Here is a 19,650-nt window from a genome sequence, read left to right on the forward strand (position 1 = left end):
TCAGCGAGCGTCCGCTATATGACGCAACACAAATGGTGGAAACGACGACGACGGGTCTTCCGCGGGCGTCTTGGACGGCTGGCAGCCACGTGCCCGGAGCCGGAGGCGTCCGATGGGCGGCCCGCCCCGAAGGGTGGACCGCCCGCCGGATATTACCGGTACCGCAAGTGCTGCTTAGACGCGGCGGCGCTTCGGGGGACGGCAGCCGTTGTGCGCGCTCGGGGTGACATCCGAAATGGAGCCAACTTCCAGGCCGGTGGCCTGGAGCGAACGGATAGCGGTTTCGCGGCCGGATCCCGGACCCTTGACGAAGACGTCGACCTTGCGGACGCCGTGCTCCTGGGCGCGCTTTGCAGCGGCTTCAGCAGCCATCTGCGCAGCGAACGGGGTGGACTTGCGAGAGCCCTTGAAGCCAACCTCACCGGCGGAAGCCCATGAGATAACAGCACCGGACGGGTCCGTGATGGACACGATGGTGTTGTTGAACGTGCTCTTGATATGCGCCTGGCCCAGCGCGATATTCTTCTTATCCTTGCGACGCGGTTTGCGGACCGCTCCACGAGTCTTGGGGGGCATTGCTTCTCCTACAAAGAGTTTGGTTTAGGTGGCCCGCTAAAGGGGCCGTGGCCTCACACCGCTAGGTTTAGCGGGCGGCCTTCTTCTTACCGGCAACCGTACGCTTCGGGCCCTTGCGGGTACGAGCGTTGGTCTTCGTGCGCTGGCCGTGAACGGGCATGCCACGACGGTGGCGGATACCCTGGTAGCTGCCGATTTCCACCTTGCGGCGGATGTCAGCGGCTACCTCGCGGCGGAGGTCACCCTCAACCTTGAAGTTGCCCTCGATGTAGTCACGCAGCTGAACAAGTTCAGCGTCCGTGAGGTCCTTGACGCGAGTATCCGGGCTGATGCCGGTCTCTGCCAGGGTCTGGTCTGCACGGGTCTTGCCCACGCCGTAGATATAGGTAAGCGCAATCACTACCCGCTTTTCGCGGGGAATGTCAACGCCAGCGAGACGTGCCATATCGGCGGTTCTCCTCTTGTTTCACCGGAGGTCTGAAGCAGTGCGTCCCTGTTGCCAGGTCCCCGGCCTCCGTGCCGGGGGTATGCGTTACGCGTATCAACGCTGCACTGCCATATTCAAATTACTACTACGCGTGGGCCGTCCCTGAAAGCAGGAAATTAGCCCTGGCGCTGCTTGTGGCGCGGGTTCTCGCAGATCACCATGACTCGACCGTTACGGCGAATCACCTTGCACTTATCGCAGATCTGCTTGACGCTCGGCTGGACCTTCATGGTTATCCTTTGCGTGGTTGCAGGGTTGGGCCGCTGGCGGCAGGCGTTCCAACTGTCCGGAACGCCGGCTGTTTGCGGCGGTTTTTACTTGTAGCGGTAGACGATACGGCCCCGGGTGAGGTCGTACGGGCTAAGTTCCACCACAACGCGGTCTCCGGGGAGGATGCGAATGTAGTGTTGACGCATCTTTCCCGAGATGTGTGCGAGCACAATGTGACCGTTGGCCAGCTCAACGCGGAACATCGCGTTGGGCAGGGCTTCGTTGACCGAGCCCTCAATCTCAATGACGCCGTCTTTCTTGGCCATATCCTCCGCTAACGTCTGTGTCCATGCGCATACGCGCAGGACGGTTTATGTCTTTGGTTCTCCCGGATGCTTCCTGCCCCCGCCAACTGAGGCGAAGTCCGCACTGCCGGCCGCTTGAACAGCGGCCCGCGTGCTTGGAAAAGGGCACGAATATAGAGACAACCAACAGATAACTCTACTCGACAAGGGGGATTAAGTTAAATCCCACCCCGCCTGCCGCCCCCGGTCCCCGCGAACGGGGACCGGGTGCAGCAATCATTCTTCGGGAATCGGCACCGGCGTCACGCCCAGCGGAGCCAGCTTTGCGGCTCCACCATCGGGGGAGGTCAGGACCCAGATTCCCTTTTCATGAACCGCCACCGAGTGTTCCCACTGCGAGGCGCGGGATTTGTCGGTGGTAACCACCGTCCAGTCGTCCTCCAGTGTGACGGTCTCAATCTTGCCGCGGACCAGCATCGGCTCGATGGCCAGGCACAGTCCGGGCCGGAGCTTGGGACCGTTGTGCGAGGTCCGGTAGTTGAGCACATCCGGCGCCTGGTGCATCTCGGTACCGATGCCGTGACCCACATAGTCCTCCAGGATTCCGAGCGGCTTGCCCGGAACCGAAGAAACGTAGTCATCGATGGCCGCTCCGATGTCGCCGACAAACCGGCCCTTGGCTGCGGCAGCGATGCCGTGCCACATGGCCTGCTCCGTGACGTCGGACAGCCGCTGGTCCTCGGGATCCGCGGCGCCCACAATGACGGTGCGCGCCGAGTCCGAGTGCCAGCCGTTAACCACGGCTCCCCCGTCGATCGACAGGATGTCCCCGTCTGTGAGGACCCGCTCCCCCGGAATGCCGTGAACCACTTCCTCGTTCACCGACACGCAGACCGTTGCCGGGTAGCCGTGATAGCCAAGGAAGTTCGAGGTTGCCCCCGCGTCCTTGAGCACCACGGCAAACGCAGCGTCGATGTCCGCTGTGGTTGCACCAACCACCGCGGCCTCTACGGCGGCGTCAAGCGCCCGGATCAGCACGAGGCCGGCCTCACGCATGATGCGCATCTGCGCGTTGGTTTTGTATTGGATTCGAGGCTGGCCGAACATATCTCTTCTAACTCTCTAGCAAATATCTTTGAGGGCTTCCATGACGCGCTCGGTGACATCGTCAATGCCGCCCAGTCCGTCAACGCGGGCCACGATGCCGCGCTTGTCGTAGCTGGCGACGACGTCAGCGGTCTGGGCCTTGTACAGGTCCAGACGGTGCCGGATGACGTCCTCGTTGTCGTCGGCGCGGCCTTCAAGTTCTGCCCGCTTGAGCAGACGCTGAACGAGTTCCTCGTCGTCGGCCGTCAGCTGCAGGACGACGTCGAGCTTCTGGCCCTTCCCGGCCAGGATGTCGTCCAGCTCTTCAACCTGCGCAGCAGTGCGGGGGTAGCCGTCCAGGAGGAACCCGTCTTTCACGTCGTCTTCCTGCAGCCGCGCCCGGACCATTTCGTTGGTGACGGAATCCGGCACAAAGTTTCCGGCGTCGATGTACTTCTTGGCCTCGATGCCAAGGGGTGTTTCATTCTTGACGTTGGCGCGGAAGATGTCGCCGGTGGAGATTGCAGTGACCCCAAGCCGCTCCGAGATCCGGGCCGCCTGTGTGCCTTTGCCGGCGCCGGGAGGTCCGATAATGAGCATTCTTGTCATCGCAATAACCCTTCGTAGTGACGCTGCTGGAGCTGCGCGTCAATTTGTTTGACTGTTTCGAGTCCCACACCAACCATGATGAGGATCGAGGTTCCGCCGAACGGGAAGTTCGCGTTAGCTCCGACCAGCACCAGAGCAATCAGCGGAATGAGGGCAACAAAACCCAAGTAGAGGGCGCCGGGCAGGGTGATGCGGGACAGCACGTACTGCAGGTATTCGGCGGTGGGGCGGCCGGCCCGGATGCCGGGAATGAAGCCGCCGTATTTCTTCATGTTTTCCGAGACTTCCTCCGGGTTGAAGGTGATCGACACGTAGAAGTAGGTGAAGAACACGATCAGCAGGAAGTAGACGGCCATGTAGAACGGATGGTCGCCGCTGGTGAGGTAATTGTTGATCCAGATGACCCACTCCGGCGGTGCGCCGTTGGCAGGGGTGTTGAACTGGGCAATCAGCGACGGCAGATACAGCATGGAGGACGCGAAGATCACCGGGATGACGCCGGCCATGTTGACCTTGATGGGAATGTAGGTGTTCGTGCCCCCGACGGTGCGGCGGCCCACCATGCGCTTGGCGTACTGCACCGGAATGCGGCGCTGGGACTGCTCGACAAAGATGACGAGGGCAACCACCAGGACGCCGATGGCGAGAACGGCAAGGAAGACGGTCCAGCCCTGCGCACTGAGGATGGCGCCGAGCGAGCTCGGGAAGCCTGCGGCGATCGAGGTGAAGATCAGGAGGGACATGCCGTTGCCGACGCCCTTTTCGGTGACCAGTTCACCCATCCACATGATGAGGCCGGTGCCGGCTGTCAGCGTGATGATGAGCAGCAGGATGGTGATGATGTTGTCATCCGGGATGATCGGCACGGAGCAGGCGTTGTTGAACAGCGCTCCTGTGCGGGCCAGGGAGACAACGGTGGTGGCGTTAAGCAGGCCAAGGGCGATGGTCAGGTAACGCGTGTACTGCGTCAGCTTGGACTGTCCCTGGGCCCCTTCCTCGTAGAGGGCCTGGAAGTGGGGAATCACGACGCGCAGCAGCTGAACGATGATGCTGGCGGTGATGTACGGCATGATGCCCAGGGCAAAGATGGAGACCTGCAGCAGGGCGCCGCCGCTAAAGAGGTTAACGAATTCGTAGAGGCCACCTGAAGTGGCACCCAGAGCCAAGCACTGCTGCACATTGCCGTAGTCAACACCCGGGGCCGGGATAAAAGCACCCATGCGGAAGATAGTGATGATTCCCAGCGTAAACAACAGCTTGCGTCGCAGGTCTGGCGTCCGGAAAGCCCGGCCAATAGCGCTAAGCAAGCGTCCTCCTGAATGAGATCTGAAGTAGGTGAAGTCCAAATGGACTGGTAACAAAAACAGAGTCTATCCGCTCATGCCCCGTAGAACGTTAACGGGGCCCGCGGCGTAGTAGTGCCTTAAACAAAACTAAACCCCCGGCGGGCCGCAGGGCGGCCCGCCAAGAGTTTAGTCGTAGTCCTGCTTGCCGTGCAGACGACTGCCGGGGGCCGGTCTCCCGGCCGCCCGAAGTCATTGCACGAATCAGACACAGTGCTTAGAGCGCCGTGGTCGATCCGCCTGCAGCGGCAATCTTCTCAGCCGCACTGGCGGAGAAGGCATCTGCCGTGACATTCACCTTGACGGTGATGTCGCCGGAGCCCAGGACTTTGACGGGCTGGTTCTTGCGAACGGCGCCCTTGGCCACCAGATCGGCAACGGTGACGTCGCCGCCTTCGGGGAACAGCTCCGAGATCTTGTCCAGGTTTACTACCTGGAACTCGACCCGGAACGGGTTCTTGAAGCCGCGCAGCTTCGGCAGGCGCATATGCAGCGGCAGCTGCCCGCCAGCGAAACCGGCCTTGACCTGGTAACGGGCCTTGGTGCCCTTCATACCGCGGCCTGCGGTCTTACCCTTGGAACCTTCACCGCGGCCAACACGGGTCTTGGCCGTCTTGGCACCGGGTGCCGGACGCAGGTGGTGAACCTTGAGCGCGTGCTCGTTGTTGTTTTCTTCGGCCATGTTAATTCGCCTCCTCAACCTTCACGAGGTGCGGAACCGTGTTGATCATGCCAACGGTCACGGCGTCTGCAGTACGAACGGTGGTAGCACCGATGTGCCGCAGGCCCAATGAGCGCAGCGTGTCCTTCTGATTCTGCTTACCACCGATGGTGGACTTAATCTGAGTAATCTTCAGTGTTGCCGTGCTGACGGCAACGTTCTTCGGAGTAGTCATCAGGCACCTGCCTTCTGCATGTTGCGGAGCATCGCAGCAGGCACAACCTCGTCCAGCGGCAGGCCGCGGCGGGCAGCCACTGCCTGAGGCTCTTCGAGGCGCTTCAGCGCATCAACCGTGGCGTGCACGATGTTGATGGCGTTGGAGGACCCGAGCGACTTGGACAGTACGTCATGGATACCGGCGCATTCGAGAATGGCGCGGACCGGACCACCGGCGATAACACCGGTACCCGGGGAAGCCGGACGCAGCAGGACAACGCCTGCAGCAGCTTCGCCCTGGACCAGGTGCGGGATGGTTCCACCGATACGCGGGACGCGGAAGAAAGTCTTCTTGGCTTCTTCAACGGCCTTCGCGATTGCGGAGGGAACTTCCTTGGCCTTGCCGTAGCCGACACCAACCATGCCGTTGCCGTCTCCGACAACAACGAGGGCGGTGAAGCTGAAGCGACGACCACCCTTGACAACCTTGGCGACGCGGTTGATGGTCACGACGCGTTCAATGAACTTGTCCTTCTCATCGTTGCGTCCGCCGTCGCGGCCACCGCGGCCACCGCGTTCGCCGCGGCCTCCACGGTCGGAGCGCTGCTCGCCCTTGCGTCCGCCGCGGCGGTCGTCAGTGGCGGGAGCGGCGGCGTCCTTGGTCTCAGTTGCCTCAGCAGCTGTAGCTTCAGTCACCTGATTTTCCTTTTCCTTGTTAGCCTCGGTCACAGTGACAGCCCACCTTCGCGTGCGCCGTCTGCAACGGCCGCGATACGGCCGTGGTAGCGGTTGCCACCGCGGTCGAAGACAACGGCTTCAACGCCGGCAGCCTTGGCACGCTCGGCAACGAGCTCGCCAACGCGCTTGGACTTGGCAGTCTTGTCGCCGTCCAGTGCGCGCAGGTCAGCTTCCATGGTGGAAGCCGATGCAACGGTTACGCCGCGGGTGTCATCGACAACCTGGACGAATACGTGGCGGGCCGAGCGGTTGACCACCAGGCGCGGACGAGCCGCGGTACCGGAGATCCGCTTGCGGATGCGCAGCTGGCGACGGCTGCGTGCAGCCGACTTGCTCTTGGAATTACGCTTCTTGTTAATGCTGATGGCCATGGTTACTTACCAGCCTTTCCGACCTTGCGGCGGACAATCTCGCCGGCATAACGAATACCCTTGCCCTTGTAGGGATCGGGCTTGCGCAGCTTGCGGATGTTGGCCGAAACCTCGCCCACCTGCTGCTTGTCGATGCCGGACACTGTGACCTTCGTGGGGCCCACGACGGTAAGCGTGATGCCCTCGGGTGCCGTGACCGGAACCGGGTGGCTGTAGCCCAGGGCGAACTCGAGGTCCGAACCCTTGGCCACTACGCGGTAACCGGTACCAACGATTTCCAGGTCCTTCTTGTAGCCTTCGGTCACACCGGTGATCATGTTGCTGATCAGGGTGCGGGTCAGGCCGTGAAGGGAACGGGATTCGCGCTCGTCGTTCGGGCGGGCAACGGTGATGGTGTTGTCTTCGAGCGTGACAGTGATCGGGCTGGGCACAGTGTGGCTCAGCTCGCCCTTGGCACCCTTGACGGAGACAAGGTTGCCGTCAACGGAAATTTCAACTCCGGCAGGAACCGAGATGGGCAGACGTCCAATACGTGACATTTTTCTTTCCCTTCCCTGCTACCAGACGTAGGCGAGGACTTCCCCACCTACACCCTTCTTGGCGGCCTGGCGGTCGGTCAGGAGACCTGACGACGTCGACAGGATTGCGATTCCCAGACCACCGAGAACACGCGGCAGGTTGGTGGACTTTGCGTATACGCGCAGACCGGGCTTGGAGATACGACGCACGCCGGCGATGGAACGCTCGCGGTTCGGACCGAATTTGAGATCAAGGGTCAGCTTCTTGCCGACGACGGCCTCTTCTTCCTTCCAGCCGGCAATGTAGCCCTCGGCCTTCAGGATGTCAGCAACGCGTGCCTTGAGCTTGCTGTAAGGCATGGACACGGAATCGTGGTATGCCGAGTTTGCATTGCGCAGACGCGTAAGCATGTCTGCGACAGGATCTGTCATTGTCATTGGGCTCTTGCCCTCCCTCGTAACGGTTTCCTGCGGAGTTCCGGCTCAGGCGCACCTGGCCGGGGGTCCGTCGGACCTGTTACGTAGTAATTAATCTTCGGATTTGAACGGGAAGCCGAGCGCCTTCAGCAGCGCGCGTCCCTCGTCATCGGTCTTTGCAGTGGTAACCACGGTGATGTCCATGCCGCGTACGCGGTCGATCTTGTCCTGATCGATTTCGTGGAACATCGACTGTTCGGTCAGGCCGAACGTGTAGTTGCCGTTGCCGTCGAACTGCTTGCCGTTCAGGCCGCGGAAGTCGCGGATACGCGGCAGGGCGAGGGTAACCAGGCGGTCCACGAATTCCCACATGCGGTCTCCACGCAGAGTTGCGTGGCAGCCGATGGGCATGCCTTCGCGCAGCTTGAACTGTGCGATGGACTTGCGGGCCTTCGTAACCTGCGGCTTCTGACCCGTGATCTGGGTCAGGTCCTTGACTGCGCCGTCAATGAGCTTGGAGTCCTTGGCGGCATCTCCAACACCCATGTTCACAACCACCTTGACGAGGCGGGGAACCTGGTTGACGTTTGCGTAGTTGAATTCGTCCTGCAGGGTCTTCTTGATCTCCGCTGCGTAGCGGGTCTTCAGACGGGGGACGGTCTTGGTGACAGTCTCAGTCATTAGAGGTCCTTCCCAGAGCCCTTGGCGACGCGGATACGCACAGTGCGCTCACGGCCGTCTTTTTCGACGATTTCCTGGCGGTAGCCAACGCGGGTCGGCTTCTTCGTTTCCGGGTCAACGACTGCGACGTTGGAAACGTGGATGGGAGCCTCAACGGTTTCGATGCCACCGGTCTTGGAGCCCTTGGAGGACTGTCCAACCTTGGTGTGCTTCTTGACAGTGTTGATTCCTTCAACCAGAACGCGGTTGGTGTCGGTGTAAACCTTCAGAACCTTGCCCTGCTTGCCGCGGTCGCCGCCGCGGTCAGCCTTTGCACCGGTGATGACCTGAACCAGGTCACCCTTTTTGATTTTTGCCATGGACTACAGCACCTCCGGAGCCAGCGAAATGATCTTCATGAACTTCTTGTCGCGAAGTTCGCGGCCGACCGGGCCGAAGATGCGGGTACCGCGGGGGTCTCCGTCATTCTTCAAGATCACTGCAGCGTTCTCATCGAACTTGATGTAGGAACCGTCCTGGCGGCGGCGTTCCTTCTTGGTACGAACGATGACGGCCTTGACCACATCGCCCTTCTTGACGTTGCCGCCGGGAATTGCATCCTTGACGGTGGCAACAATGGTGTCGCCAATGCCTGCGTAGCGACGGCCGGATCCACCGAGAACGCGGATGGTCAAGATTTCCTTGGCACCCGTGTTGTCGGCGACCTTCAGTCGCGACTCCTGCTGAATCACTTATTACTCCTGTCGTCGCGCCGGTTCTCAAATTGAGCCTTGCGGAACGGATATGGGTGGACCCCGTAATACTGGTACTCAGCACTTCCCCGCCAGGGGCGAACCGCGGCTGGCCGCGGCAAAGTGCCGAACAAGATTATCGGGCTTTTGTCTCATACGGCGGTGAGGATGTTCAGTCCAAAACTGGACACACTTCCGCACCGCACAGACAAGATTTCAAGTTTACCGCGAAAGGGCCCCGGATGCGAAATCGGATGATAACGCGGCCGGGGCCCTGTCGCCGGATGGCGGTTGCCGGCGAGCTCATCCCGAGAGGATCAGCTCACCGGCGGCCGGCCGGATGTACTTCTTTGTTACTTGGCCTTTTCGAGGATCTCGACCAGGCGCCACCGCTTCGTAGCGGAGAGCGGCCGGGTTTCCGAGACCAGCACGAGGTCTCCAACGCCGGCAGCATTCTGCTCGTCGTGGGCCTTGAGCTTCGAAGTGCGGCGAAGCACCTTGCCGTACAGGGCGTGCTTCACGCGGTCTTCAACCTGGACAACGATGGTCTTATCCATCTTGTCCGAAACCACGTAGCCGCGTGCGGTCTTCCGGTACCCGCGGGCATCGGCGCCGTTTGCGTCAGTTGTCACTGCTGCCTCATTCTTGTTTTCACTCATTTGGCATCATCCTCAGCGACCTTGGCTTCAGCTTCAGACTCAGTAGCCTTCTTCTTGGACTTCTTCGCTGCCTTTTCAGGAGCTGCTTCCTCAACGGGAGCAACAACCTCGGGACGAATCCCCAGCTCGCGCTCACGCAGCACGGTGTAGATGCGTGCGATGTCGCGCTTCACTACGCGCAGACGGCCGTGGCTTTCCAGCTGGCCGGTTGCGGACTGGAAGCGGAGGTTGAACAGCTCTTCCTTGGCCTTGCGAAGTTCCTCGACGAGACGGTCCTTATCGAAGCCGTCAAGCTGCTTCGATGCCAGTTCCTTTGAACCAATTGCCATTTCTATTCACCACCCTCGCGACGCACAATGCGTGCCTTCAACGGCAGCTTATGGATCGCCAGGCGCAGTGCCTCACGAGCTACCTCTTCATTAACACCGGAGATCTCAAAGAGAACCCGACCCGGCTTCACGTTTGCAACCCACCACTCCGGAGAACCCTTACCGGAACCCATGCGGGTTTCGGCCGGCTTCTTCGTCAGCGGACGGTCAGGGTAGATGTTGATCCAGACCTTACCGCCGCGCTTGATGTGGCGCGTCATGGCAATACGTGCAGCTTCGATCTGACGGTTGGTGACGTATGCAGGCGTCAGAGCCTGAATACCCCACTCGCCAAAGCTGACTGCGGTGCCGCCGGTAGCAGCGCCGGAACGACCCGGGTGGTGCTGCTTGCGGAACTTGACTCGACGTGGGATAAGCATTTAAGCCTGTCCTCCTTCTGCTGCGGGAGCGGCTGCCTCAGCGGCCGGAGCCTCTGCAGCAGCAGGCGCGGCGGCCTTGTCGGCACGCTCGGGACGACGACGGCGGTCGCCGCCACGGTCTCCGCGATCGGCCGGGCCGCGGCCCGGACGGTCGCTGGAACGTCCGCGGGACGGTGCAGCAGCCTGCTGTGCAGCCAGTTCCTTGGCGGTAACGTCACCCTTGTAGATCCAAACCTTCACACCGATGCGGCCGAAGGTGGTCTTGGCTTCGAAGAAGCCGTAGTCGATCTGCGCGCGGAGGGTGTGCAGGGGCACACGGCCTTCGCGGTAGAACTCCGAACGGCTCATTTCAGCGCCGCCCAGACGGCCGGAGCACTGGATACGGATACCCTTTGCACCTGCACGCTGTGCGGACTGGATAGCCTTCTTCATTGCACGGCGGAAAGCCACGCGGGAAGAGAGCTGCTCAGCAACGCCCTGGGCAACAAGCTGTGCTTCCATCTCGGGGTTCTTGACCTCGAGGATGTTCAGCTGAACCTGCTTGCCCGTGAGCTTCTCCAGCTCGCCGCGGATGCGGTCTGCTTCGGCGCCGCGGCGACCGATGACGATGCCCGGACGAGCCGTGTGGATATCCACGCGGACACGGTCACGGGTGCGCTCGATCTCAACCTTGGCGATGCCGGCGCGGTCCATGCCGGTGGACATCAGCTGACGGATCTTGATGTCCTCGCGGACGAAGTCCTTGTAGCGCTGGCCCGGCTTGTTGCTGTCAGCAAACCAGTGCGATACATGGTCAGTGGTAATGCCGAGTCGGAACCCGTGCGGGTTAACCTTCTGTCCCACTTAGCGTTCCTCCTCGATTTTGGGGGTTGCGACAACCACAGTGACGTGGCTGGTCCGCTTGTTGATGCGGTACGCGCGGCCCTGTGCACGGGGCTGGAACCGCTTCATGGTGGGCCCTTCGTCAACGAATGCTTCGCTGATGAAGAGGTCACCCTCATCGAAGGCCACACCGTCACGGTCCGCGAGGACACGTGCGTTGGCCATGGCCGACTGAACTACCTTGAATACCGGCTCCGAAGCTGCCTGGGGGGCAAACTTCAGAATTGCCAGAGCCTCATTCGCTTGCTTGCCACGAACAAGGTTGACGACGCGCCGGGCCTTCATAGGCGTTACGCGGATATGACGCGCAATTGCCTTGGCTTCCATTGCTTTCCTTCTCTCGTCTTCTGCCGAAAGAGCAGCGCCTAGCGGCGCTTGCCCTTGCGGTCGTCCTTCACATGGCCGCGGAATGTCCGCGTCAGAGCGAATTCGCCGAGCTTGTGCCCGACCATCGACTCGGTGACAAACACCGGAATGTGCTTACGTCCGTCGTGTACGGCGATCGTGTGCCCGAGCATGTCGGGGATGATCATCGAACGACGGGACCACGTCTTGATGACGTTCTTGGTGCCCTTTTCGTTTTCGGCCGCTACCTTAAGGAACAGGTGCTGGTCGACGAAGGGGCCTTTCTTCAGGCTGCGTGGCATGTTTCCAGGCTCCTATCGCTTGTTCTTGCCGGAACGACGGCGACGCACAATGAGGTTGTCGCTCTCTTTATTGGGGCGGCGTGTGCGGCCTTCGCGCTTACCGTTCGGGTTGACCGGGTGGCGTCCACCGGAGGTCTTACCTTCACCACCACCGTGCGGGTGGTCGACCGGGTTCATGGCGACACCGCGGACGGTCGGGCGTACGCCCTTCCAGCGCATACGGCCGGCCTTACCCCAGTTGATGTTGGACTGCTCGGCGTTGCCGACCTCGCCGACCGTTGCGCGGCAACGGGCGTCGACGTTACGGATTTCGCCGGAAGGCAGACGCAGCTGGGCGAAGCGGCCTTCCTTGGCAACAAGCTGAACCGATGCACCGGCGGAGCGGGCCATCTTGGCACCGCCGCCCGGACGCAGTTCAACTGCGTGGATGGTGGTACCCACGGGGATGTTGCGCAGGGGCAGGTTGTTGCCGGGCTTGATATCAGCGCCGGCGCCGGCCTCTACGTGGTCGCCCTGCTTGAGCTTGTTCGGAGCAATGATGTAACGCTTGGTGCCATCAACGTAGTGCAGCAGTGCAATGCGGGCGGTACGGTTCGGATCGTATTCGATCTCGGCAACGCGAGCGTCGACGCCGTCCTTGTCGTGGCGGCGGAAGTCGATCAGACGGTACTGACGCTTGTGCCCACCACCCTTGTGCCTGGTCGTGATCTTACCGGTGTTGTTACGGCCGCCCTTTTTGGGCAGCGGGCGTACCAACGACTTTTCCGGCGTCGACCGCGTGATTTCGGTGAAGTCGGCTACGCTCGAGCCGCGACGGCCCGGTGTAGTCGGCTTGTATTTACGGATTCCCATTATTTATTCCTCGTTAAAGTGGTCTCCGCCCTAGCTGAGCGGACCGCCGAAGATGTCGATTGTGCCGTCCTTCAGGGTGACAATGGCGCGCTTGGTGTTCTTGCGCTGTCCCCATCCGAACTTGGTCCGCTTGCGCTTACCGGCACGGTTGATGGTGTTGATCGAGTCGACCTTGACGGAGAAGATTTTCTCCACGGCCAGCTTGATCTCGGTCTTGTTGGAGCGGGGGTCGACCAGGAAGGTGTACTTACCTTCGTCGATCAGGCCGTAGCTCTTTTCCGAAACGACGGGTGCAAGCACTACGTCGCGAGGGTCCTTAGCGGTGGTCGCGCTCATTTGGCGTCCTCCTTGACAGTGTTCTTGCCGACGAACTCGTCGTAGGCAGCCTTGGTGAAGACCACGTCGTCGGCAACCAGCACGTCATACGTGTTCAGCTGATCTACATAGATCACATGAACATCGGTGAGGTTGCGCACGGACAGTGCAGCAACGTCGTTGGCGCGCTCGATAACAACGAGCATGTTCTTGCGTTCGGTCAGCGAACGCAGGGACTCACGAGCAGCCTTGGTGGACGGCGTTTCGCCGGCTACCAGGGTTTCCAGCACGTGGATGCGGCCGTTGCGTGCCCGGTCCGAGAGTGCACCGCGGAGTGCGGCGGCAATCATCTTCTTGGGGGTGCGCTGGCTGTAGTCGCGGGGCGTCGGTCCGTGAACCACGCCACCACCGGTCATGTGAGGAGCACGGATGGAACCCTGACGGGCGCGGCCGGTACCCTTCTGCTTGAACGGCTTGCGGCCTGCACCGGAGACCTCTGCGCGGGTCTTCGTCTTGTGCGTACCCTGGCGGGCAGCTGCAAGCTGAGCAACTACAACCTGGTGCAGAAGCGGAACGTTCGTCTGAACGTCGAAGAGTGCTGCGGGGAATTCAACAGTGGTTTCGTTAGCCATGAGACTAAGCTCCCTTCACGGCGGTGCGTACGAGGACGACCTGGCCGCGGGCGCCGGGAATGGCACCCTTGATCAGCAGGAGCGACTTCTCGGCGTCCACACCGTGAACCGTGAGGTTCATCGTGGTGTGGCGGACGGCGCCCATGCGGCCTGCCATCCGAACGCCCTTGAAGACGCGGCCCGGGGTGGATGCGCCACCGATGGAACCGGGCTTACGGTGGTTCTTGTGTGCACCGTGGGAGGCACCGACGCCGTGGAAGCCGTGACGCTTCATAACACCGGCGAAGCCCTTGCCCTTGGAGGTTCCGGTGACGTCGACCTTCTGGCCGGCTTCGAAAATCTCAACAGAGAGTTCCTGGCCCAGCTCGTAGGTGTCGGCGTCTGCGGTGCGCAGTTCAACAACGTGGCGGCGAGGCGTGACGCCTGCCTTTTCAAAGTGGCCGGCCAGCGGCTTGGTCACCTTGCGCGGGTCGATCTGGCCGTAGCCGATCTGAACGGCGGTGTAGCCGTCCTTGTCCGCGTTGCGCAGCTGCGTAACAACGTTTGAGTCAGCCTGGACAACGGTCACCGGGATGAGCTTGTTGTTCTCGTCCCAGACCTGAGTCATGCCCAGCTTGGTACCCAGAAGGCCCTTGACCTGGCGTGTAAGTGAAGTAGACATATGTATCTGCTCCCCCCCTACAGCTTGATTTCGATGTTCACGTCTGCAGGCAGGTCAAGACGCATCAGCGAGTCAACGGCCTTAGGCGTGGGGTCAATGATGTCGATCAGACGCTTGTGCGTGCGCATTTCAAAGTGCTCGCGGCTGTCCTTGTACTTGTGCGGCGAACGGATAACGCAGTACACGTTCTTTTCCGTGGGCAGCGGCACGGGGCCTACTACCGTTGCGCCTGCACGCGTGACCGTCTCAACGATCTTCCGTGCTGATACGTCGATGACCTCGTGGTCATACGACTTCAGCCGGATGCGGATTTTTTGTCCCGCCATGGCGTCGTGCCTCTTTCTTCGAGTATTGCTCTCTGTACAGTTTTTGTACCTAGCTGCCTTTACGGCCTGGCACTCCTCCAACAGACTGAATCCGGATAAATCCGGGTTCCTCACCCTGCCGAGGCTCCGACCCCCGCGCTCGGGCGTGTCGCGGATGTTGCATCTGCGACGCCCTGGCAAGAATGGGGGCGGGTTATATATGGGCTTTTCCCCTAAAGGATCCGCCCCTGCATCAGGCATTATCCTGACCGGGACGCAATCTCATCACACGCTTGGGGCCGATCCATTCGGACCGGACGGCGCATGCGGGCACAAAAGCGCTTGAACAACTTCTCTAGTCTGCCAGAACAGCGCAGAATCCGCCAATCGGCGTTCTGCTGCCAAGCAGATCAGCCGCGATGGTCCGCGGCCTATAACAAGTCAACGTTCCCCAGTTTAGCGCAGGCCGGGGCCCACGGAAAACCAGGCTCAGGGCCTGCGGTTGGAACGGCGGATGCGCTTGCCCCTGTCGAGTTCACGGCGGAAGGTCCGCCGACCCCAAACGACGGCGCCTGCGACAGCCACAACAACGGCAAGGATGATCAGTAGTTCCATTTGTCGATCCTAAACCAGACGCGGGTCAGCCTCTAGGATGCGGGTTCTCCTGCTGAGTCCGAACGCACCCGGTTCAGCCTCCAGACAGCCAGGGCAATGAGGGCTGCGGCCAGGAGCGCAAGCAGCAGGAACGTGTAGCCGCGCAGATACCAGAGCACAGCAAGGGCAACCCCGGCGGCGCCCCAAACCGTGAACAGCCGCCGGCTGGCGAGGACGCCGAACGCCAGCAGGCCAGTATGCGCCACCAGTGCCCACACCTGCTCGCCGGCGTTCCCGCTGACTACGGTGGTCAAACCGGTAGCGGACAGCAGCGCCGCGGAGGCTGACAGGACAACTGCTCCCCGCGCGCTGCGGCGGCGGTAGAACTCGTAGACGGCAAGCGCTGCCAGAAACACCACCCAGAATTGCAGTGCCCAGAACCAGCCGGTGTCTTCAACGAATAACCAGATGATGCGCTGCAGTGCCAGTGCACCCACGAGGGCACCGGCTTCCCCCGCATCCTCCCGCCGCTCGGCCGGTACTTCCAGGACTGCTGCCGCCAGAGCGCAGATCAGGACCACGGAACCGTAAAGCGCTGAGGCGTTGTCCGTGGACATGGCCGCGACTCCTGCGCCCGCGGCGATGAGAGACGCGCTGGAGCCTAAAATGCGTTGCCGCAGCACGGCGTCGGGATTCTGTGGAAGGACGGAGCACACAGTCCGTACCGCGTACAGCACCACGGCAGCTGAAAAACCCGGCCACAACTGCGCGGAGCCGGGCAGGAATGCGATCTCCAGAATGTCACGGATGATCCATCCGTAAAGCAGGAACGAAGCAGCCAGGATCCCCGCCGATGCTGCAGCAGCGAGCCACGGAAGCTTACGGGTGAAAGAAACACCGAGAAACCCTGCGGCCAGAAGCAACAGGGCCAATCCGTCAAACAACGCCTGTCCCTCCCAGACGGCCAGTGCCAGCACCAGAACGGGATAGCCGCCGGCGGCAACAAGGAAGGGGTTGCGGACGTTTCGCCCGGCCTCTTTCCGGCACTCGCCGAAGAGCGCTGCTGCCCCAAGCACCAGGAGGGCCACGCAGGCAGCGTCCACGGAGATTGGCGACTCGGCGGCTCCGGTCCCCTTGCCCAGGACTCCTCCGCTGCTGAACTGGATGACAGGTGCCAGCACAACGGGAAGCAGTCCCAGGGCATAGACGCCGGCATACAGGGCGTTGCCGTTCCGGTCCTTTCGGAAAGCCGCCAGGGACACGCTCAGGAGCAGCACCAAGGAAAGTGCCACAACATGGCGCTGAGTCCCGCTGCCTGCAATTTGGAAGTAGGCCAGGGGCAGCAAAGCCAGCACCGCGATGCTCCCCCACTGAGCAACCGGTACCAGCTGGCCCAGTCCCACACTGCCGAACCGGTCCTGCAACACCGTCCGCACCACCTGCTGAACGGCCACCGAAACAGCCACCGCAACAAACACCCCGTGCACGCTCAACTCCAGGTCCGCAACAACCAGCGCCGCCAACACCGTCAGCATCACCTGGGCTGCCAGCACGTACCGGCCCCGCACTTCCGCCCGCGCCCACCGCACAGCCATGAACCCGCAGTAAACCAAAGCCGCACCGACAAGCACCTCATACCCGCGCAGCCCCAGCACCCCGGCACCAACCAGCGCAGCCGCAGCAAACCCGCCAGGGCCCACCCACTCCAACCAGGAACTCGCGGCGAAGAACCGCCGCAGCACCACCGACGTCAGCACATTCACGGCCAGCGCACCGAACACCACGCACACCGTGAGCACAGTCCCCGGATCCTCCACGAACCGCAGCCACACCGTCAGCACCGGCACCAGCCCGGCCGCGCCGCCCAGCACGGCATCCGCAAACCGAACCGGACGGCCGGAAACCATCCGTGCCGTTGCCGCTGCCTGCATAAAGAGAGTCATCCCGACGGCAATTCCCAGCAGCAGCACGTACGTGGGCTTTTGGACCGGAACAGCAATGAGGAAGTAGGCCAGGGGCAGCAAAGCCAGCACCGCGATGCTCCCCCACTGAGCAACCGGTACCAGCTGGCCCAGTCCCACACTGCCGAACCGGTCCTGCAACACCGTCCGCACCACCTGCTGAACGGCCACCGAAACAGCCACCGCAACAAACACCCCGTGCACGCTCAACTCCAGGTCCGCAACAACCAGCGCCGCCAACACCGTCAGCATCACCTGGGCTGCCAGCACGTACCGGCCCCGCACTTCCGCCCGCGCCCACCGCACAGCCATGAACCCGCAGTAAACCAAAGCCGCACCAGCAAGCACCTCATACCCGCGCAGCCCCAGCACCCCGGCACCAACCAGCGCAGCCGCAGCAAACCCGCCAGGGCCCACCCACTCCAACCAGGAACTCGCGGCGAAGAACCGCCGCAGCACCACCGACGTCAGCACATTCACGGCCAGCGCACCGAACACCACGCACACCGTGAGCACAGTCCCCGGATCCTCCACGAACCGCAGCCACACCGTCAGCACCGGCACCAGCCCGGCCGCGCCGCCCAGCACGGCATCCGTAAACCGAACCGGACGGCCGGCGCCCAGCAGGTAAACGGACAGCACCTGGTTCAGCAGTACGGCGGCAATAGACAGGGTCAGGGTCCACGCCCACACGGTCTGCCCGTCCAGACTGGCACTTTCCATTCCCGCCACGGACAGGACAGGCACCAGGCCGGTAGCGGCGCACCGCGCGCCGACGATAAAGTCCTGGCGCTGCACGCCGGACGAGGAGACAGCGCGCAGGACCAGGAAGGCCACTACCAACACGCCCAGCAGGACGGCCGTCCACAGCGATCCGTCCCAAGGGTCAAAGAGCCGGGGAATAAAGCCGGGCAGTGCCGCCGCTGCAACCGTTGCGGCGGGAACAAAAGGCACCTTCCAAGCCGCAACCATGAACGTGATCAGTACCAGCACAGACGTGGCGGTGAACGTGGCCAAGCTCCCGCTGCCGCCTTCGAAGGATGCTGCGATTCCTGCAGCAACTGCGGCAGCGGCTTGTAGGCACAGCAGGATAACCAGATCGACACCGAAGAATCGTTTTCCGCCAACGGCATCATAGTGACGGCGCCACGCCGCCAGTCCCGCTGTTTGGAGCGCCAGGAGCAGGGAAAGGACAAGGAGCGCGGTTCCAAGATCATCGCCAACCTCGTAGGACAGCACTGCCAGTCCTGCCGTGGCCGAGATCCGGAAACCGTAGCTGTTGATCAGGCGTTCCCGCCGCGGGCTCTGCAGGAACAGAACGGCGTAGTAGCAGGCGAACGACAGGAACAGGATGGAGAACTGCCATCCTCCCAGCTCTGCGGCTGTTAGGACCGCCACGGCTGCCGTGGCCGGAACCAGGAAGCGGTGGGAGCTGACAAAGGCGTCCAGATACAGGTTGTTCAGCCACGCCGGGCGGCGCATGGCCATCAGGGAGATCGCCGTCGCCAACAGGACAGTGAAGAGAAAGTACCAGACAATTCCGGAGCGCAGGGCGGCACCTGAGGCCAGCGCTGTCGAGAGCAGGAAGGTTATGGACAGGTAGGCAACAACCCTGCTGTCCAGCTTTGCAGCTGCATAGCCAAACGCCATGGTTCCGACAAGCGAGGTGGCCAGCCAGGCCAGGGGCGCATCGCGGAGCACAAAGTTGTTCAATGCCAGGCCCACTACAGGGATGAGAGCCAAACCGGTTCCGGTAAAGGCCACCCCGGCTGGCCGCAGCCGCCGGCTTCTTGCATGCACAGCCAGCCCGCCGGCGTAAAACAATCCGGAAACAATGCTCACGCCCGCAAACCGTGCGGTCTGCGATATTGCCAAGCCGATGAAGAGTGAGGCGGCGGCAACCAGCAGGAGGCACGCAGCGTAGAGGGTGATGTTGATGTTGCGCAGGTCCCTGCGGTGTTTGCGGGCTTCCTCTTCCGCCTTCAGGGCCGCAAGTTGCTTGGGACCGGGAGTCACGGCCGGAGGAGGCGCAGGCCGGGCGGGAGTGGACAGGGACGGAACCGGTCCGGCCCGGAGTGCCTCGGGCGGCGGACCGTCCAGGCGGGGAGTTTCCGGCGGTTTGGCAGTCTCCGGTGGTTTGGCAGTCTCCGGTGGTCTGGCAGTCTCGGGTGGTCTGGGAATTTCCAGGACGGGCTGCCGCAGGGCAGTCTCGCTGCCGGCCCCGTGCGCCGCAGAAGCGATGGTGTAGCCGGCCCGGTAACCTTCGTTGTAAGCCTTGCTGAGAGCCTCTGACGCCGCCGGCGCCGCCTGTGCCTGTGCCTGTGCCGGCACAGCAGGTTCCGAAGCCTGCGAGCCGTGGCCGCGGCAGAACCAGCCTATGGCGAAACCGATGCCCATGAGCACCAGGACCGCCCCAACTACTATCTCCATTGCCCGTCAACCCCC

The 19,650-nt window shown here is 62.1% G+C and carries 29 protein-coding genes; all 29 read right to left on the minus strand.

The genetic code is table 11. The features are described from left to right. Positions 1-174 precede the first annotated feature (174 nt). Positions 175-576, minus strand: a complete 402-nt coding sequence (gene rpsK, locus KG104_RS14245; protein ID WP_104052715.1) for a 30S ribosomal protein S11 — start codon at positions 574-576, stop codon at positions 175-177. A 67-nt stretch (positions 577-643) separates the two neighbouring features. Beyond that, entirely contained in the window at positions 644-1,021 is a 378-nt protein-coding gene (gene rpsM, locus KG104_RS14250; protein ID WP_104052716.1) for a 30S ribosomal protein S13, read from the minus strand. Positions 1,022-1,179: 158 nt separating this feature from the next. Further along, on the minus strand, positions 1,180-1,293 hold the full coding sequence (gene rpmJ / locus KG104_RS14255) for a 50S ribosomal protein L36 (protein WP_012397712.1): 114 nt from the start codon (positions 1,291-1,293) through the stop codon (positions 1,180-1,182). Positions 1,294-1,377: 84 nt separating this feature from the next. Beyond that, positions 1,378-1,599 carry a translation initiation factor IF-1 gene (gene infA / locus KG104_RS14260; RefSeq protein WP_055239372.1) on the minus strand — a complete coding sequence of 74 codons (222 nt, stop codon included), beginning with the start codon at positions 1,597-1,599 and terminating at the stop codon, positions 1,378-1,380. 255 nt (positions 1,600-1,854) lie between these two features. Further along, positions 1,855-2,685: a type I methionyl aminopeptidase gene (gene map, locus KG104_RS14265; protein WP_207347907.1), complete on the minus strand. Its 831-nt coding sequence runs from the start codon at positions 2,683-2,685 to the stop codon at positions 1,855-1,857. Between the two features lie 15 nt (positions 2,686-2,700). Continuing rightward, positions 2,701-3,273 carry an adenylate kinase gene (locus tag KG104_RS14270; protein ID WP_104052718.1) on the minus strand — a complete coding sequence of 191 codons (573 nt, stop codon included), beginning with the start codon at positions 3,271-3,273 and terminating at the stop codon, positions 2,701-2,703. Continuing rightward, the gene (gene secY / locus KG104_RS14275; RefSeq protein WP_104052719.1) at positions 3,270-4,580 is read right to left on the minus strand and encodes a preprotein translocase subunit SecY; all 1,311 of its coding nucleotides are present in this window, start codon (positions 4,578-4,580) and stop codon (positions 3,270-3,272) included. Before secY ends, KG104_RS14270 begins: the two co-directional genes overlap by 4 nt. Before the next feature lie 253 nt (positions 4,581-4,833). After that, a complete protein-coding gene (gene rplO / locus KG104_RS14280) occupies positions 4,834-5,298 on the minus strand; it encodes a 50S ribosomal protein L15 (protein ID WP_104052720.1) in 465 nt (154 codons plus the stop codon). Between the two features lies 1 nt (position 5,299). Then, positions 5,300-5,512, minus strand: coding sequence for a 50S ribosomal protein L30 (gene rpmD, locus KG104_RS14285; RefSeq protein WP_104052721.1), 213 nt, complete (start codon positions 5,510-5,512; stop codon positions 5,300-5,302). Beyond that, a complete protein-coding gene (gene rpsE / locus KG104_RS14290) occupies positions 5,512-6,189 on the minus strand; it encodes a 30S ribosomal protein S5 (protein ID WP_181032224.1) in 678 nt (225 codons plus the stop codon). The genes rpmD and rpsE overlap by 1 nt, the downstream gene beginning before the upstream one ends. 29 nt (positions 6,190-6,218) lie before the next feature. Further along, positions 6,219-6,602, minus strand: a complete 384-nt coding sequence (gene rplR / locus KG104_RS14295; RefSeq protein ID WP_104052723.1) for a 50S ribosomal protein L18 — start codon at positions 6,600-6,602, stop codon at positions 6,219-6,221. Positions 6,603-6,604: 2 nt separating this feature from the next. Continuing rightward, a complete protein-coding gene (rplF, locus tag KG104_RS14300) occupies positions 6,605-7,141 on the minus strand; it encodes a 50S ribosomal protein L6 (protein WP_104052724.1) in 537 nt (178 codons plus the stop codon). A gap of 18 nt (positions 7,142-7,159) precedes the next feature. Next, entirely contained in the window at positions 7,160-7,558 is a 399-nt protein-coding gene (rpsH, locus tag KG104_RS14305) for a 30S ribosomal protein S8 (RefSeq protein ID WP_104052725.1), read from the minus strand. A gap of 90 nt (positions 7,559-7,648) precedes the next feature. Continuing rightward, the gene (gene rplE / locus KG104_RS14310) at positions 7,649-8,218 is read right to left on the minus strand and encodes a 50S ribosomal protein L5 (RefSeq protein WP_104052727.1); all 570 of its coding nucleotides are present in this window, start codon (positions 8,216-8,218) and stop codon (positions 7,649-7,651) included. Continuing rightward, positions 8,218-8,577, minus strand: coding sequence for a 50S ribosomal protein L24 (rplX, locus tag KG104_RS14315; protein WP_104052728.1), 360 nt, complete (start codon positions 8,575-8,577; stop codon positions 8,218-8,220). Before rplX ends, rplE begins: the two co-directional genes overlap by 1 nt. A 3-nt stretch (positions 8,578-8,580) precedes the next feature. Beyond that, positions 8,581-8,949: a 50S ribosomal protein L14 gene (gene rplN / locus KG104_RS14320; RefSeq protein WP_055239356.1), complete on the minus strand. Its 369-nt coding sequence runs from the start codon at positions 8,947-8,949 to the stop codon at positions 8,581-8,583. 353 nt (positions 8,950-9,302) lie between these two features. After that, positions 9,303-9,608 carry a 30S ribosomal protein S17 gene (gene rpsQ / locus KG104_RS14325; RefSeq protein WP_104052729.1) on the minus strand — a complete coding sequence of 102 codons (306 nt, stop codon included), beginning with the start codon at positions 9,606-9,608 and terminating at the stop codon, positions 9,303-9,305. Beyond that, positions 9,605-9,937 (minus strand): 50S ribosomal protein L29, encoded by a 333-nt coding sequence (rpmC, locus tag KG104_RS14330; RefSeq protein WP_104052730.1) that lies wholly within the window; start codon positions 9,935-9,937, stop codon positions 9,605-9,607. The genes rpsQ and rpmC overlap by 4 nt, the downstream gene beginning before the upstream one ends. A 2-nt stretch (positions 9,938-9,939) precedes the next feature. Beyond that, positions 9,940-10,356, minus strand: a complete 417-nt coding sequence (gene rplP, locus KG104_RS14335) for a 50S ribosomal protein L16 (protein ID WP_104052731.1) — start codon at positions 10,354-10,356, stop codon at positions 9,940-9,942. Further along, entirely contained in the window at positions 10,357-11,199 is an 843-nt protein-coding gene (rpsC, locus tag KG104_RS14340) for a 30S ribosomal protein S3 (protein WP_104052732.1), read from the minus strand. Next, the gene (gene rplV, locus KG104_RS14345; RefSeq protein ID WP_104052733.1) at positions 11,200-11,565 is read right to left on the minus strand and encodes a 50S ribosomal protein L22; all 366 of its coding nucleotides are present in this window, start codon (positions 11,563-11,565) and stop codon (positions 11,200-11,202) included. Between the two features lie 38 nt (positions 11,566-11,603). Further along, positions 11,604-11,885, minus strand: a complete 282-nt coding sequence (rpsS, locus tag KG104_RS14350) for a 30S ribosomal protein S19 (RefSeq protein WP_104052734.1) — start codon at positions 11,883-11,885, stop codon at positions 11,604-11,606. Between the two features lie 12 nt (positions 11,886-11,897). Then, on the minus strand, positions 11,898-12,737 hold the full coding sequence (gene rplB / locus KG104_RS14355; protein WP_104052735.1) for a 50S ribosomal protein L2: 840 nt from the start codon (positions 12,735-12,737) through the stop codon (positions 11,898-11,900). Positions 12,738-12,767: 30 nt separating this feature from the next. Next, positions 12,768-13,073, minus strand: a complete 306-nt coding sequence (rplW, locus tag KG104_RS14360) for a 50S ribosomal protein L23 (RefSeq protein WP_104052736.1) — start codon at positions 13,071-13,073, stop codon at positions 12,768-12,770. Further along, a complete protein-coding gene (gene rplD / locus KG104_RS14365) occupies positions 13,070-13,684 on the minus strand; it encodes a 50S ribosomal protein L4 (protein WP_104052737.1) in 615 nt (204 codons plus the stop codon). Before rplD ends, rplW begins: the two co-directional genes overlap by 4 nt. 4 nt (positions 13,685-13,688) lie before the next feature. Next, positions 13,689-14,345, minus strand: coding sequence for a 50S ribosomal protein L3 (gene rplC, locus KG104_RS14370; RefSeq protein WP_104052738.1), 657 nt, complete (start codon positions 14,343-14,345; stop codon positions 13,689-13,691). Positions 14,346-14,362: 17 nt separating this feature from the next. Further along, positions 14,363-14,671, minus strand: coding sequence for a 30S ribosomal protein S10 (gene rpsJ / locus KG104_RS14375; protein WP_003803825.1), 309 nt, complete (start codon positions 14,669-14,671; stop codon positions 14,363-14,365). 468 nt (positions 14,672-15,139) lie between these two features. Continuing rightward, a complete protein-coding gene (locus KG104_RS18225; protein WP_258059862.1) occupies positions 15,140-15,265 on the minus strand; it encodes a hypothetical protein in 126 nt (41 codons plus the stop codon). A 32-nt stretch (positions 15,266-15,297) separates the two neighbouring features. Beyond that, on the minus strand, positions 15,298-19,635 hold the full coding sequence (locus tag KG104_RS14380) for a hypothetical protein (RefSeq protein ID WP_216202323.1): 4,338 nt from the start codon (positions 19,633-19,635) through the stop codon (positions 15,298-15,300). Positions 19,636-19,650: the final 15 nt, after the last annotated feature.

It is taken from the genome of Arthrobacter sunyaminii, from assembly GCF_018866305.1.
Classification (GTDB): domain Bacteria; phylum Actinomycetota; class Actinomycetes; order Actinomycetales; family Micrococcaceae; genus Arthrobacter_B; species Arthrobacter_B sunyaminii.